Annotated in this window: 17 protein-coding genes and 1 pseudogene; 9 read left to right on the forward strand and 9 right to left on the reverse strand. The window is 40.2% G+C overall.

Annotated elements, in window-relative coordinates; all coding sequences use genetic code 11:
• Window positions 1–621 precede the first annotated feature (621 nt).
• From rsmA to ACEW80_RS28510, 5 genes are all read left to right on the forward strand, one after another.
• A complete protein-coding gene (gene rsmA / locus ACEW80_RS28490) occupies window positions 622–1,461 on the forward strand; it encodes a 16S rRNA (adenine(1518)-N(6)/adenine(1519)-N(6))-dimethyltransferase RsmA (protein WP_373529842.1) in 840 nt (279 codons plus the stop codon).
• A gap of 19 nt (window positions 1,462–1,480) precedes the next feature.
• The gene (gene ispE / locus ACEW80_RS28495) at window positions 1,481–2,434 is read left to right on the forward strand and encodes a 4-(cytidine 5'-diphospho)-2-C-methyl-D-erythritol kinase (RefSeq protein WP_373529827.1); all 954 of its coding nucleotides are present in this window, start codon (window positions 1,481–1,483) and stop codon (window positions 2,432–2,434) included.
• Window positions 2,435–2,538: 104 nt separating this feature from the next.
• The gene (locus ACEW80_RS28500; RefSeq protein ID WP_373529843.1) at window positions 2,539–2,868 is read left to right on the forward strand and encodes a DUF3082 domain-containing protein; all 330 of its coding nucleotides are present in this window, start codon (window positions 2,539–2,541) and stop codon (window positions 2,866–2,868) included.
• A 69-nt stretch (window positions 2,869–2,937) separates the two neighbouring features.
• A complete protein-coding gene (locus ACEW80_RS28505; protein ID WP_373529828.1) occupies window positions 2,938–3,453 on the forward strand; it encodes a DUF29 family protein in 516 nt (171 codons plus the stop codon).
• 85 nt (window positions 3,454–3,538) lie between these two features.
• The gene (locus tag ACEW80_RS28510) at window positions 3,539–4,039 is read left to right on the forward strand and encodes a DUF29 family protein (RefSeq protein WP_373529829.1); all 501 of its coding nucleotides are present in this window, start codon (window positions 3,539–3,541) and stop codon (window positions 4,037–4,039) included.
• Between the two features lie 252 nt (window positions 4,040–4,291).
• On the opposite strand, the gene ACEW80_RS28515 is transcribed toward ACEW80_RS28510, so the two are convergent.
• Together ACEW80_RS28515 and ACEW80_RS28520 are read right to left on the reverse strand one after the other, a co-directional pair.
• Window positions 4,292–4,756, reverse strand: coding sequence for a DUF29 domain-containing protein (locus ACEW80_RS28515; RefSeq protein ID WP_373529830.1), 465 nt, complete (start codon window positions 4,754–4,756; stop codon window positions 4,292–4,294).
• A 78-nt stretch (window positions 4,757–4,834) separates the two neighbouring features.
• On the reverse strand, window positions 4,835–5,419 hold the full coding sequence (locus tag ACEW80_RS28520) for a Uma2 family endonuclease (RefSeq protein WP_373529831.1): 585 nt from the start codon (window positions 5,417–5,419) through the stop codon (window positions 4,835–4,837).
• Window positions 5,420–5,573: 154 nt separating this feature from the next.
• Here ACEW80_RS28520 and ACEW80_RS28525 point away from each other — a divergent pair, with 154 nt between their 5' ends.
• Window positions 5,574–6,902: a hypothetical protein gene (locus tag ACEW80_RS28525; RefSeq protein ID WP_373529832.1), complete on the forward strand. Its 1,329-nt coding sequence runs from the start codon at window positions 5,574–5,576 to the stop codon at window positions 6,900–6,902.
• A 144-nt stretch (window positions 6,903–7,046) separates the two neighbouring features.
• Here the strand turns inward: ACEW80_RS28525 and ACEW80_RS28530 are convergent, their stop codons facing one another.
• From ACEW80_RS28530 to ACEW80_RS28550, 5 genes are all read right to left on the reverse strand, one after another.
• The gene (locus ACEW80_RS28530; RefSeq protein WP_373529833.1) at window positions 7,047–7,484 is read right to left on the reverse strand and encodes a response regulator; all 438 of its coding nucleotides are present in this window, start codon (window positions 7,482–7,484) and stop codon (window positions 7,047–7,049) included.
• Window positions 7,485–7,586: 102 nt separating this feature from the next.
• The gene (locus ACEW80_RS28535) at window positions 7,587–8,021 is read right to left on the reverse strand and encodes a response regulator (RefSeq protein ID WP_373529834.1); all 435 of its coding nucleotides are present in this window, start codon (window positions 8,019–8,021) and stop codon (window positions 7,587–7,589) included.
• Between the two features lie 410 nt (window positions 8,022–8,431).
• Window positions 8,432–10,276, reverse strand: coding sequence for a polysaccharide deacetylase family protein (locus ACEW80_RS28540; RefSeq protein WP_373529835.1), 1,845 nt, complete (start codon window positions 10,274–10,276; stop codon window positions 8,432–8,434).
• 92 nt (window positions 10,277–10,368) lie between these two features.
• Window positions 10,369–11,784 carry a DUF3370 domain-containing protein gene (locus ACEW80_RS28545; RefSeq protein WP_373529836.1) on the reverse strand — a complete coding sequence of 472 codons (1,416 nt, stop codon included), beginning with the start codon at window positions 11,782–11,784 and terminating at the stop codon, window positions 10,369–10,371.
• 40 nt (window positions 11,785–11,824) lie between these two features.
• Window positions 11,825–12,358: a peptidase C15 gene (locus tag ACEW80_RS28550; protein WP_373529837.1), complete on the reverse strand. Its 534-nt coding sequence runs from the start codon at window positions 12,356–12,358 to the stop codon at window positions 11,825–11,827.
• Between the two features lie 80 nt (window positions 12,359–12,438).
• Between ACEW80_RS28550 and hisH the strand changes: the two genes are divergently transcribed.
• Complete coding sequence (gene hisH, locus ACEW80_RS28555; protein WP_373529838.1) at window positions 12,439–13,074, forward strand: imidazole glycerol phosphate synthase subunit HisH; 636 nt, start codon at window positions 12,439–12,441, stop codon at window positions 13,072–13,074.
• A 70-nt stretch (window positions 13,075–13,144) separates the two neighbouring features.
• The gene (rsmD, locus tag ACEW80_RS28560) at window positions 13,145–13,732 is read left to right on the forward strand and encodes a 16S rRNA (guanine(966)-N(2))-methyltransferase RsmD (protein ID WP_373529839.1); all 588 of its coding nucleotides are present in this window, start codon (window positions 13,145–13,147) and stop codon (window positions 13,730–13,732) included.
• Between the two features lie 39 nt (window positions 13,733–13,771).
• On the opposite strand, the gene petG is transcribed toward rsmD, so the two are convergent.
• On the reverse strand, window positions 13,772–13,885 hold the full coding sequence (gene petG / locus ACEW80_RS28565; protein WP_373529840.1) for a cytochrome b6-f complex subunit V: 114 nt from the start codon (window positions 13,883–13,885) through the stop codon (window positions 13,772–13,774).
• 208 nt (window positions 13,886–14,093) lie between these two features.
• On the opposite strand from petG, the gene ACEW80_RS28570 reads away from it, so the two are divergent.
• Entirely contained in the window at window positions 14,094–14,468 is a 375-nt protein-coding gene (locus ACEW80_RS28570) for a c-type cytochrome (RefSeq protein ID WP_373529841.1), read from the forward strand.
• Window positions 14,469–14,850: 382 nt separating this feature from the next.
• On the opposite strand, the pseudogene ACEW80_RS28575 reads toward ACEW80_RS28570, so the two are convergent.
• Window positions 14,851–15,078: pseudogene (locus ACEW80_RS28575) on the reverse strand (alpha/beta hydrolase-fold protein); the annotation flags it as partial.
• Between the last annotated feature and the right edge of the window lie 132 nt (window positions 15,079–15,210).

Genomic DNA, 15,210 nt, shown 5'->3' on the forward strand with positions numbered 1-15,210 from the left:
GGAGATCATCGTCAATCACCCTAATCTCAAACAACTCAATCCTACCCGCGATGCTACACGCGCTGAGGTAGCAGTGATGGTATATCAAGCTTTGGTAGATGCTGGCCGTGTAGCGGCGATTAACTCGCCTTATATTGTAAGTGCTTGATTGGTAAACCAGTAAAAAAAGGCAAATTCAAAATGAATACAGCGTAAGCGTTTTATTGATAAGACTTACGCAAATATCTCTCAAACTCTGATTTCTCCGTGTCGCGCCAGCTGCTTCTCCCAAGGGGAGACGCTGCGCGAACAAGTCGGGTAACCCGCCCAATGCACTGGCTTCTCTGCGCCTCTGCGGTAGCCTTCGGCAAGCCGAAGCGTCTACGTTATTCCGTGACTCGTGCGTAAGTGTAAGTCCTGATTGATTTGGAATGGGTGGTTTATTTACGCCGTGCTGTACTGGTACAAAAAAGCAAAAACTAGGTTTTACTGAATCAAGGGATGAATATTGTAGGGTGGGCATCCTACCCGCCTGAAAATACAAGAGACTGGCAAGATGCTCATGAGAAAAAATCTCTTAGCATGGAATTACCTGTAAATTTTAGGAAAAACCTGAAAAGCATACCAGGTAAGGAAAATAAAATGATCCGACCGCGTAAAGTCTTTGGTCAGCATTGGCTCAAAAGTGAAAAAGCACTCGACGCAATTATTCGAGCCGCAGAGTGTACAAAAGGCGATGGCTCCGCCAACGCCAAGGGCGAACGCGTCCTGGAAATTGGGCCAGGAACCGGCATTCTAACTCGTCGTTTACTACCCTTAGTACAATCTCTGGTTGCAGTTGAAATAGACCGCGATTTGTGCGAACTATTAGCAAAGCAACTGGGTAAAACTGAAAATTTCTTACTGTTGCAAGGGGATTTTCTTACCCTAGATTTACCATCTCATCTGGCGGCATTTCCCAATTTTCAAAAGCCAAATAAAGTAGTAGCTAATATCCCCTATAACATTACAGGGCCAATCATTGAGAAACTACTAGGTACGATCGCTAACCCCAACTCAGAACCATTTGACTCAATAGTGCTACTGGTACAAAAAGAAGTAGCAGAAAGGTTGTATGCTAAACCAGGGTCAAGAGCTTTTGGGGCGTTAAGTGTGCGGGTACAATATTTAGCAGAGTGTGAATTAATTTGCACAGTTCCAGCCGCCGCATTCCAGCCACCGCCAAAAGTCGATTCAGCAGTGGTGCGATTGCGTCCCCAAAAAAGGGAAATACCAGCACTTGAACCAAGACGGTTCGAGAATTTCTTAAAGTTGGGGTTCGGTGCCAAGCGCAAAATGTTACGAAATAATTTGCAATCAGTTATAGAACGCGATCGCCTGACCCACTTACTGGAACAATTAGAAATAAATCCCCAGTCCCGTGCCGAAGACCTCAGCGTTCAGCAATGGGTAACTCTAACTAATTTACTCACCCTTGAGTAGCTATAACTCAACACTGAAAATGCATTCCTACACCCTAATTGCCCCTGCCAAAATCAACTTGTATCTGGAAATCATTGGCGAGCGCCCCGATGGTTATCACGAGTTATCTATGATACTTCAAAGTATCGGTCTTGCAGACCAGATTGATCTGCATTCCATTAGCGCTGACAGCATTCGCGTTCACTGTAACCATCCCCAAGTACCCACAGATAACACTAATCTGGCATACCGCGCAGCAGAACTAATGGCAACGCAATTTCCCGAAGCCTTTAGGAAATATGGGGGTGTAGATATTACGATAAACAAGCACATTCCTGTAGCTGCTGGGTTAGCTGGGGGTTCGACGAATGCAGCAGCCGTGTTGCTGGGAATAGATTTATTGTGGAAGTTGGGACTAACTCAATCAGAATTAGAAGAACTGGGAGCTAGACTCGGTTCAGATGTGCCATTTTGTGTAGCGGGTGGAACTGCGATCGCTACAGGTAGAGGTGAACAACTTTCTCCCTTACCGAGTTTAGATAACATATATATAGTATTAGCGAAATATCGCAGCTTGGAAGTTTCTACCGCTTGGGCATACCAAACTTATCGACAGCAGTTTGGTAATTCTTATATTCGAGATACCGACAACTTGGCAGCACGTGCTAATGCAGTCCATTCAGGAGCAATTGTAAAAGCTATCTTTGATAAAGACACAAAACAAATTGCCCAAAAACTGCATAATGATTTAGAGCGCGTGGTATTGCCAGCCTATCCCCAAGTCTTGCAACTGCGAGAAGTAATTGCAAATCAGGAAGGCATTTTAGGAACAATGATGTCGGGTTCAGGCCCGACAGTATTTGCCCTCATTGAGTCTCAACAGCAGGCAGAACAACTTAAGATGCAAGTAAGGGAAGCAGTTCATGATGAGGATTTAGAATTGTTTGTGACTCGCACAATTACACATGGTATCCAGATAGCTTCATCAGTTTAAATAAATCTTTATAGTTAATGGGAATAGGAAATAGTAAAAATAAATCACAATTATCAATTTCCAATGCCCAATGCCTAATGCCCAATGCCCTAATCCAAAATGATATGAATAACCAAAATATTACACCACAAACAGATGCTAAAGAACAGGTTACAGCGAGTCCGTTACGCTGTTTAACTGGTGCTGTGATTTCGGGAGGCATGGGATTTGCAGCGTACTCACTGATGATTGCGATCGCCACAAATTTTGCCACCAAACCCATCCATTCAGTTAATCCATTAGTGATCAGGATTTCCTCTGCTGTTCGTACTTTGGTCGTTGGTGTAGTTGCCTTAGGAAGCGGAATATTTGGTATAGTGGCAATTGGTTTGTTGGCTTTGGGAGTACAATTATTAGTGCAGCAGTTGACCAAGCAAAAAAGTAGTGAAAACTGATACTGATGGACGAAAGTTAGGTGGTTTTAGTTGATGCTGAATTTAGTATTAGATCAATCGTAATAATTTATGACTCAAGAACTTTGGGATTTAAGGAAGTCTATTCTTGATGGACGTTATGACGATGCTTTAGTACTTGTTGATGAATTGGAATTGATGAGTCGAAAGAGTTATATTAGAAATATTAGGAGTTTTCTCATCCGGCTGATTACTCATTTGATTAAAAATCAGGTTGAACAAAGATTAACTAATTCTTGGGTAGCCTCTATTAAAGGCTCTGTTTTAGAAATTCAAGATTTAAATTTACAGGATAATAAGACTTCTCATTATGTGAAACAAGATGAATGGGAAGATTTGCTGGATGCTGCTTATGATGCAGCAATCGATCCTGCATCTGCTGAGATTTTTGATGGTTTGTATACACCTAAACGACTGCAAACAATGGTTGATAAATCATTGATTATCTGTAGAACAAAAGATTTTTTAAATTTGACTTATATGAATTCTCAAAAGTCTTTGCCTGGTGCTATTGATGAAATGTTGAGGGATTTACTTGGTGGTCAAGAGTGGTCAGAAGGTAAATAAAATTGGAGATTACCCGATTTCACAGCCAAAATTAAAAATTAGTGAAAATTGACACTGATGGACGCAAGCTAGGTGGTTTTAGTTGATGCTGAATTTAGTATTGAATAAATCGCTACAAGTTATGACTCAAGAACTTTGGGATTTAAGGAAGTCTATTCTTGATGGACGTTATGATGATGCTTTGGTACTTGTTGATGAGTTGGAGTTAATGAGTCGAAAGAGTTATATCCGAAATATTAGGAGTTATCTCATCCGGCTGATTATTCATTTGATTAAAAATCAAGTTGAACAAAGATTAACTAATTCCTGGGTAGCTTTGATTGAAGGTTCGATTTTAGAAATTCAAGATTTAAATTTACAGGATAATAAGACTTCTCATTATGTGAAAAAAGATGAATGGGAAGATTTGCTAGATGCGGCTTTTGATGCAGCAATCAAGCCAGCGTCATCTGAGATTTTTGATGGTTTATATACACCTAAACGACTGCAAACAATGGTTGATAAATCACTGATTGTCTCTAGAACAAAAGATTTTTTAAATTTGACTTATACAAATTCTCAAAAGTCTTTGCCTAGTGCTATTTGATCAGATGTTGATGAATTTACCTGGTAATCAAGAGTGGTCAAAAGATAAGTAAAAATGATTATTTGAGGGATTTGTAGTAAATTTATGACATTACCCATCATCACCCAAGACACAATAGACCTTGCTCCAGGGTATGAATTAATCCTACGATTTAGGACTTGGAATGATTACGAGAATTTGCTCATTACAAAACCGTATTGACCGCCAAGCCGCCAAGAATTTAGGATTGCTATATTAGTGGTTAGTCTATAGTTACTTAGGTAAAAATTCATCATCAATTACATTTGTTAGACTATATGGGCATTCTATAGGAAATGTTTCTAATAACAAGCCAGTTTCAGCTTTTGCTTGTTTGACTGCTTCTGTATAAGTCTCTAAAAATATATTTTCAAGATAAGGCTTAAGGCTAGGAGATTCTTTAAGAGCTTTCTTAATTCGTCTGCGATGTTCAACAATGCTTCCTTCCCAGCTACCACTTCTCTGTTCAGGTTGAAACTGCCATTTAAGTAGATGTAACAAAACTACAATTAAATTGCTCTCTAAACTTCTTTTTTCACCCCTTCCCATGTCCTCAATTTCCTCGATTAGATTCCCCCAATCCACACTAGAATAGTTCTGACACCGCAGCTTTGCTAGGGTAGTCTCTATCCATTGCAGATAATCTATTTCGTAAAGAGTTTGGAAATCAGTTTTTAGAGGAGACATGGGAGTTTCCATAAACGTTGTTGCTAGATTATCAACCGATTGAAGAAGTATAGATATTTTATAGTTTAACTTATCCAAATCGCCCTAATTTTACTCTGTCAATTGCGGCGATTCAAAAGTGACATCTTCGTACACAGATGCAATCGCACATTGAAAATCTACACTTGCCAGATGTATAATATTCCCTTGTGCATAGGGATAAAGTACCCACTGTCCCTCTAAATTACGGCGAAAACACTCCAAGTTCATTCGGTTTTGACTCACTAATACATATTCTTGAAGTGACTCCATTTGTCGGTAATCAGCAAATTTATCACCTCTGTCAAAAGCTTCTGTTGTAGGAGATAGCACTTCTACAATTAAGCAGGGATAACGTAGAAAGTTGTCAAAAGCTTTATCTCGTTGGTCACAACTTACAATTACATCAGGGTAGTAATAAGTGTTAAGAGACTCAATATGTGCTTTTGTGTCTGATATATAAGCTTGACATCCACTCCCACGCAAATGATTTCTCAACAGTGAAGCAACATTAAGAGAAATGATAACATGACCATTACTTGCCCCTGCCATTGCATAAACCTCTCCTTGCCTATATTCATGCTTGATAGGGCTGCTTTCTTCTGCTTTTAGATAATCTTCAGGAGAAATATAGCTATAACTGACATTTGCAACCATTTCTACTGACCTTGTGTTGTACCCTTGTATTTAGTTTAAAAGAAGATGACGGCTAAATCAGCTAAATGTGCATCTCCATAAATCTAGCTATTGCTAGATACTGCAATTCTTTTAAAAGCTATAATTTACGTCTGTTGCACCGAGAGATTAACTTGTGGATGTCATATTAGAACGATCGCACGAATTAAAACAAGCTTTGGTTGATTTTGTCCTTGATGCTGAAGGTGAACTTGCACAAGCGCTGGAAACTTATGCAGCAGCGCAGTTGCGCCGGGGAAGTGGAGATAGTACACAGCAGGACTTAATTATCGATAGCTTTATTACAGAAGGGAAAGTCGGTGATAAGTCACCATTAGAGTTGTTTATCGCCAGCCGTCCAGATTTAGAAGAAGGCGATCGCAACCTGATCAACAGCTGGCATCATAGTTTTATTGGCTTATTTGCCATCACTAACATCCTAACTGATCCCTTTGAGTTGACAAACTGGTTAACAGATAAACGCTACATTGTCAAGCCAAATAATGTCCAAACCCTACAGGCAATATCTCGGTTGAAAGTAGGAGAAATTTTACTAACTCGCATTTCTCCTGTTACCGACAACTATTGGATGTTTTCTGGCCCTTATACAGTGATGGGTAAATTGGGTAAACCAAAACTTGCTGTAGCAATTGGTAATTTTAAAGAAAACTATAAAAGTAATCTTTACAGCGATGCTCCAGACTTGCTAGAGTCAGCTTGGCAGTCAGTAGCACAATATCATCAGCAATTTGTGGACTTTTTTGGCACTGATGAAATCACGTTATCTGGATACCATCTTAATAAGAAAATAGCGGAATTTCAAGAAGTAATTACCGAAAAAACCTTTGCAGCAGCAGGAATTGATACTTCCAAATCCCTAGCTGAAGTTGCAGAAGCCGCTGGCATTGGAGACGAGGAAATCAAAGCAGCAGCAGCAGAATTTGGGGCTGACTCAAACGCAGTTTCTCAGATGTTTAACAACAAAAGCGGCAAGAGCAAAATGGTTATGCCAAAGGTTGAATTACCTGCCGAACTCAAGAAAGCAGAACAGGTAACGGCTCTTTCTCATCCCCGTTGGGGACAAATTTTTTTACCAACATATAGCAGGGTACAAGCAATTTTAGCGGCAGAAGATTGGCAAAGTGTTGAAGGGGCTGAAAAATTAATTCGCTATTATCTCGAAGATAAAAGTATTAACGCCTTTATCTGGTATCGGTTAGCGAAACAGTATCCGACTCAGTTAGAAAAGGTGTTGCAGAAATATTTGCAACGTCCAGAGTTTCGCCTTGAAAGTGACTTAGATGCACTTTTGCAAGAATTCAACAAACCTATTGAGCCAGAATTACCAGAAATTGCTAGTGTCCCCATACATCTACACAATTTATTTCAAGAAGCTTTAGGAGAAGTTAACAAATCTAAGCCCAAGGGTAAGGGGCAAAAAAAGTCAACAAAGGGTTTTCAATAAGGTTAATAAATCTATCCCTACTCACTTAGGGTTATATGGTTTCCAAGGTAGAGTCATTCTTAAGAGCGTACAGCTAGCTGCACGCTCCAATGCCTATTTGGTAAAATCAGTGTTAAAAATGAGATAAAAACTGGGTATTTATATTTAAAGACCGATAGATAGCAGTTGAGCAATCTCATCTACGATTTCCTCTGGACTTTCAAGCTTGACTAGAAATCGATTAAAGCCAGAATTCAAAGCCTTATGACTTGAAAACTCCCGTGTATAAGAAGTTATAGCGATCGCTGGCAACTGCCTTATGGATGGGCAAGAATGCACCCGAATTTGCTTAATTAACCAATTTCCATCATGAACGGGCAACTTCACGTTGCACAGTAGAATGTCTGGATGAAGCGATTCCACCACATCAAGGGCTGCTTCTGCATCGCTTAAAGCCGTCACTTCCGCACCTGCTGCTTCCAAAATGAAGGTAAGCAAATCTGCAATATCTGGCTCATCCTCTACTAGTAAGATCAGAATTCCAATCAGGTGCTGGAGAGAATCTAATTCAGTTTCTTGGTTGATTTTTTGATCGATTGTCATGCCGCCCTTTTATTACCTGCTATAGTTTGCTATTTCTATTGCAACGGATAGAGCGGAATATGTATTCACCCTAAATACACAAACTTGGGGTGAAAAGCTTGATCAATATGAAGAAGTTAATTCACCAATCAACATTGAACGCCCTGTTAGGTAAGCGATCGCCCCGATTAATTTATCTATGTCCACAGGCTTTAATAACCATTTGTCAAACCTTGCTTCCGACTCCGAAAATCGAGCTTCTAACTCTTCAAGTGCCGTGACTGCTATAACAGGAGTGGATTTGTCGAGCCTATCTTCAATTTGCCGAATCTGACGTAGCAGCGAATAACCATCTTCACCGGGCAGGGCAATATCACTAATTACTAAATCTGGGCAAAGTTCGACAAACGCTGTTAAGGCTTGATGTACCGTGGAAGTTGAATGAACTTCGATCCCATACAACTCAAGCAAACAAGTCATCCAGACACAGGAATCGAGGTTATCATCGACCACTAGTACTTGTAATCCGTCCATTGGAAAAGTGTTAGGAATGGGCATATTAGGAGCCTCACTCTAAGTGAATGTCACAGTATCTAACGAAAATTTAATAATTAGTGCATTTTTCATAGAAAAATAAGATTTCCATAATTTTTCTTAACATTGAGCAACGGAATTTCTCAGATTTTAGCGGCTCAAACAGACGGCGTAGGAATGTAGAGGAATATCCATCCAATATGCTTCCATAAACAAAGTACTGTCTTGCGTAATAGTCGAAGTCCAGGCTTTGCAATCGTTATTATCGAATGACAAAAAACTTTAAGTGTTTACACTTCTTAATATTTCTCTAATTTTTTAGGTTTTGGCGATCGCGCATTAAGCGGTCAGTTCAAGAGGCTTGACCGCTTTTTATTTTTAGCCAGAATTTTCTCGACTGATGTTGCATCTAAACTCTAGTTGCAAGCTTCCTACTAAGGTTGTAAAAGTACAACTGTATGAGGTACTGGGCGAGCAATGTAATTTACTAGAGATTCTCCCTTATAAACTAATGAGGTACTCTGACCAGAATCAAGCATCACTGCATCATTTAACCCAGCTTTAGCTAGCGCCAATCCTAAAGATACAGAGTCAACAGATTCACGAGAAATACCGATGGTGGGAGCTCCTGCTTGATTAATGCCCCAAAAAGCTCGGTAGCGCGCTATGTCAAAACCATAAAGATTGTTAAAGGTATTTGCTGCCTGGGGTTCGCCATTTTTAACTAGCCATGCTGCTGCGACAAAAGCATCCGTGACTTCTGGGATCTCAGATTGTATCCCCGTTAGAGTATTGTGCTTGCTAGGGTCGAAGGGAATAAAGCGTACTGTGTAGGGACTAATCAATACTAAAGGGCGTCCAATCATTCTCTGAATATCATAACTGTTACCAGGAATAAATTGATTTGTAACCTGGCTGAAAATAGGCCCAATCATGACATTGGAATCTAAAGATTTTAAAGAGAAAAAACCTCCATTTACAGCTGCGATCGCATTGGGGCTATCTTTAGCTAAAATTTCCTTGACTTGATAACGGCTTGCAGCATGAATAGTACTAGGCTTACCACCTGAAATCAAGATGAGATTAATCTTATTAATGGTAGTATCAGTCCGTTCAATAGGATGTGTAAAATCCAAGAGTAATTTCCATTTTGGTAGTTGTGACCCTCCCCATGCTTGAGCAATCACTTCTCTTAGTTTCGATTGACCAAAGCGAGAAACTGCTAATAAATTATCTGAGCTACCTGCAAATCTTTCATCTATATCATTCATTGTCAATGCTAAATTATATCCTGCTTCACGCACTGAACTTGCTACTCTCTCATCATATTTTCCAGTAGGATAAGTAAAATATGGGATAGGAATACCTAATTTTGCCTCTAGAATTTTTTTAGACTCTAAGACTTCTGTACTTAGCTGTTCATCAGTCAAAGCTGTTAAATCAGCTGGATGACTAATGGTATGAGATGCGATCGTTACTAAGGGATTAGCTACCATTTCCTGCAATTGTTCCCAGCTGACATGAGAACGACCAACGTTATTGCCAACACCATTAGTATAAATCGAAAATACTGCTGGATAATTATATTTTTTTAATAATGGATAAACATACTGATAATGCCCACCATAACCATCATCAAATGTCAGTAAAACTGGTTTCTCTGGTAGGGGCATTCCTGTCTGCAAATGAGTAATTAACTGCTCCATGCTAATCGGAACCACACCTTGATCTTTTATTAATTGGAAATGTTCTTCTAATTCATTAGGAGTAACATCAAAGAATACTTCTTTTTGTGGCAAAATATCATGGTACATTATGATAGGTACTTTGGCTAATTTTGCCCGTTCCTGAATGTCTGGCCATGGGCTAGAACTCAGATATGCCGAGGCATAAGGAGAAAGTGTTTCAATTATAGTTATTAATCCTCTTTCTGGCTGACTTAACCAACTAGATATCAATGCAGAAGTAGTTGTAAACGTCGATATCTGGTGATTAAGCTCTACTAGTGGCGATGAAAAATCTTGTATTTGAGTTTCGTTATTCTGAAGATTATTTGTGATTAGAGAACTTTTATTTCCAATTTTGTGAGTGATGGAAGCCTCAGCAGCATGATGCTGGATTAATAATCCCAACAATGAAGCTAGTCCTCCACTAAATACATGAAATATAGTTAAGCAGTAAATATTAATGGATATCCAACCAAGAGGGTTATTTTTAAGAATTTGTGTCTTGAAGAGACTATGAGCAGACCGATATTTGTGGTAAGACTTGCGTTTCATCACTTCTCAAATTTATCAGTTCAAGAGCATTCTAATGCATTTAATAAATTTCTCATGAAATAATTTAAATTAAAAAAATTACCCATGACTCCTTACCGAGATTTAGCCTGAGTTGAGACTGTTAATACTTGTGGTGGTGTAGCATCCGGGGGATAGAGAAAGTCTACTTCTACTAAAGAGCGATCGCCTGCTTTGATATTTAATAAAACTAGCGGTTCTCCCATTTGACCTCTCCTTTGCACTAAATGCACAAACTTAGTTCGTGGTAGACCTTGGTCATCGTTGTAACGTACCCGCACGGTACCCCGAAAGAACACTTGACGCGCTGACATACTAAAAAAACGTAACCCTCCTTTAACTAACTGATCCTCTTTTAGTGGCGTTTGCATGGATACACTGACAGTTTGAGGAATTTGAGTATTATTATATAGCGGCAATCTCAAACTATATTGAATTCCATAGTTGCCATGAGCGCGATATGCAGTGTCAGGATAACGCACCAGCATACTAGCACTTTGAATTTGACCATTTCCTAAAGTACCACCATGCAGGCTACTGAGAGCATAGGAAAACACTTCACCAGGCTGGGGAATATTTAGATATCTGGCTTTGAGATTATCTATTAATAAAGCTTGCCATTGGGAACCACCAGCTACTCCGGCTACGCGCCCATAAATTCTTGACTTGCGGGTTTCCTCTAAGGGAGTGGGGGTTTTATCCCGTGGTCTAGCCACATCACTATTATCCAGTAAATTTTGCCACTCTTCTAAGGTAGGCGTTCCCGCTTCTCCTGTCGGAGACGCTACGCGAACGGGTTGCCGTAGTCCTCGCTCACTGCCATCAGGATTCACTCGTGCAAACATGGCTAGGCTAGCTGCATAAACAGTCCCATTACTCCACAGTCGCATCAACGTAGACCGACCATTGAGGGGTGGTGTTAGTCCTTGCACAGGAATTGGTAAATTTAGTAACATTCGACTTTGCCCTGGCGGAATCTCAATTTGAGCAGGGAAAATCTCTTGTCGTTTTCCCCTTAATATATCAGACATGACGCGATCGCCAGGCCCGGCAAAAACTTTACCTAAAATATTTTGACTAAAAGATGGTAACTCAATAAATGGTGCATCGGGTTGACTCAAATAACTCGCTGCTTGCAAAATATTTACCTTCACCAATTCCGAACCAGGGTTATATAAAATTATCCCTAAATAGAGCGGTCGCAAATTTTCTGGTGGTTCAGCTTTCGCAACATGATGGGCAAAAATATCAAATCGTCCTCGAAAGGGAAAATTCAAATGCGCCGTTGGCACTTTTTTTCCATCCGGTGGAAAGGTCGAGAGTAAAATTCCTTCTTCTAACACCAATTCTGGACTATTGCTGTTAAACATTGGCACTGTATCCAGTTGGCCTGGTAAAGGACGCACTTCTTGTAGTTGCACCACTTCTTCAGGTGGTGGCATAGCAGGAGTTGTTTGGCCAAGCAGAAAATTTAGTAACAATGGCAACATAAATTTAAATATTTTCTTCACGATCCAAACGCTGACAATTTTATAAAAGTGCCAGTTTATTAATAATTAATACGAAATTTGCCAGAATTTCCATCAAATTTTCTTGATTGAGAACCGGAACGTGAACAAAAATACAACGCGCCGTGAGTTGGCTTTGGCACAAGTAATCCAACACTGAATAGTAAAGACTCTCTCTACGAGACGCTACGCGAACACAGACAAATTTACCGCAGTCGTGGCTAATCTCAATTGTCACTGCTCCCGCCACCAATTTCTCTAAATCAACTTCTGTCTGTAAAATACTTTCTCCAAGGCTAGCACCTGCTTCCACACTTAATTGTGTGCGACTTGCAGCCATGCCACAACAGATGATGTAATCAGGTTGGATTGCATTGATTTTTTCAATTACCTGAGAACTAGCAAGTTGGATATCTACGGGTAACTGGCGTAAAAAAGTTAAGTCATGAGGTATCAAATCAAGTTTGGTAACTTCAAGTAATAAATCATCAGAAGAATTTGAGAGTTGATCGGATAGCCAAACGTCAAAAGAAGTTAATAGAATTCTTTTATTCATAACAAACAAATGTTATTTAGAATAGAAATATTATTTACAATAGAAAAACCCTCCATAATAAATATACAAGGAGCAGGTAAATGGCAGTGATTGCGGTCGTAGATTACGAGATGGGAAATTTGCACTCAGTCTGCAAAGGCTTGGAAAAAGCTGGGGCAACTGTTAAGGTTACTTATTCTCCAAAGGAATTAGAGCAAGCAGATGCAATAGTTTTGCCGGGAGTGGGAGCATTTGATCCAGCAGTGCAACACTTGAGATCGCGTGGTTTAGAAGAACCAATTAAAGATGCGATCGCATCGGGAAAACCTTTCTTAGGCATCTGTTTAGGATTGCACATTCTCTTTGAATCAAGTGCAGAAGGCAACCAACCAGGACTGGGAATTATCAAAGGAAAAGTGCGGCGGTTCCGTTCTGAACCTGATATCACTATTCCGCACATGGGTTGGAATCAATTGGAAGTGACTCAGGCAAAAAGCATTTTGTGGGAGCATTTACCGTCCGATCCTTGGGTGTATTTTGTCCATTCTTACTATGTTGACCCCATAGACCCGCTAATCCGTGCAGCAACCGTCACTCACGGTACTCAAACTGTAACAGCTGCGATCGCTCATGAAAACCTGATGGCAGTCCAATTTCACCCCGAAAAATCCTCTAATATCGGATTGCAAATCTTGTCTAATTTTGTTGCTCAAGTCCGCGAAAAAGTTCCTGCCTAATATTCTTTTTGTTCTTTGTTCTTCATCTAAATCTAATGACCAATGACCAATGACTAATGACCAATGACCAATGAGTCTGAGAATTTACGGGAATCGCCAGCTAAAAACTTTACCAGGTAAAGAAACTAGACCTACCAGTGCGCGGGTAAGAGAGGCAGTTTTTAATATTTGGCAAGGAGAAATTGCAGGGTGTCGCTGGTTAGATTTGTGCGCGGGTACTGGTTCAATTGGTGCAGAGGCTTTGTGTAGAGGAGCCAGTTTAGTAGTGGGAGTTGAACAATCAAGCCGAGCCTGTGCCACCATCCAACAAAATTGGCAGCAGGTAGCTAATACCGAGCAAGAATTTCGGGTATTGCGGGGAGAGATTACCCAACAGTTAAAGACTTTATCAGGGAAGCAATTTGATAAAATCTACTTTGATCCACCTTATGCCAGTGGATTATATCAGCCAGTTTTAGAAGCGATCGCTCATCATCAGATTTTAGAGCCTAGCGGGGAAATCGCAGTTGAACACGCCTCGCAAAGCTGGACACCGCCAGAGATTCCCGCTTGGGAAATTTGCCGCAAGAAAGTTTACGGCAACACATCACTAACTTTCTACAGAATTCAGAGTCAGGGAGTAGGAGATAAGGGAGATGAAGAACAACATAACTCCTAACTCCTAACCAGTACTCAGCACTCCTAACTCAGCACTCCCTCATCCTCCCCACTGGCTGGGACGCTTGTATTGCTTATAGGCAGCGTAAAACAGTCCGGCGAGGGTGACGAAAACTAGACCAAGGACAATACCTGATAGCAAGGGTTCAACCACTGTAAATCTCCTTTTTGCAATTATTGAATATTCGTTTCCTGATTTTAATTTTACCAAATTTGGGATGAATCCTGCGCCCTACAGCCTTTTTGGAGGGCAAACACACAAGAAAATAGTCTTCTGTGCTTGCAGACACCATCAAGAACTTTTAAGCTATGTGTAGGAAATGAAAATTTTTTAGTACACCTTGACTTTCAGAGCAAACCTTTTGGATAACCAAATTACCAAACCTGAAATTTTGATTCAGCGGATCGTTTTGTTGACTCTGACGATACTGCTAGCAGTTCCTTTGGGCTTTTTTGGTGTTCAGTTGGTTCAAGCCTCCGATCCATACGTCAAGAGTGTTCTATCCTTGACAGGAAACCAAGTTCAAGGACACGCTATCTTTCAAATCAATTGTGCTGGTTGTCATGGCTTGCAAGCAGATGGGCGAGTGGGTCCAAGTTTACAAGCTGTCTCAAAGCGCAAATCTCAGTATGGACTGATTCACCAAGTGATCAGTGGCGACACGCCGCCAATGCCAAAATTCCAGCCCAATGCTCAAGAAATGGCGGATCTTTTGATTTATTTAGAGTCGTTGTAAGGCTCTTGTTTCATTTTAAGGAGAGGAAAATTAAGAAATCTTCGGAATATGAGGTATCTGGAATAGCGCTCTGCTTTTTGTAGTGGGGACTGAATTCCCAAAAACCAGGACTAAAGTCTTGACTCCGAAAGAACATTTTTTCTTCAGCTTAATTAACCGGACACGATATCACTCAGGTGTCGTAACTCATATTTACTAAATAAGTATTAACAAATGAATTATAGGTCTATAAAATGTGCATCCTAATAATTTATAATTATCAACCCATATGTACTGTACAGCTTGCTGTAGGCAAGCTAGTTGTTCTGCACCATTAATTACGAATTACGAATTACGTTAGCGTAGCGGTAGCGACGTAGGAGCGTCATTACGAATTATTTAGTCACTTAACTCCTAAAGCGATCGCATGGTGGCGGATATGATCTTCAATAAAACTGGCTATGAAATAATAACTGTGGTCATAGCCTTCTTGATAACGTAAATTTAAGGGTTGGTTAACTTCTGCACAAGCTTGCTCAAAAACATCTGGCAGCAATTGCTCAACTAAAAATTTATCAGCAGTCCCTTGATCAATGAGAATTGGACTGTGATATCCCACTTGCTTAACTAGGGCTTGCTGAATAAGTCTCCAGAGCGAATCTAGAAGCCACACAGCTTACAAAATAGTAGTTTCGTCGCTTAGTTTCCCAATTTGCCCGGCGCTCGCCGACGAAAGTGCAAGGTTTTTGAACCTCTGGATGCT

Source organism: Nostoc sp. (assembly GCF_041747015.1).
Classification (GTDB): domain Bacteria; phylum Cyanobacteriota; class Cyanobacteriia; order Cyanobacteriales; family Nostocaceae; genus Nostoc.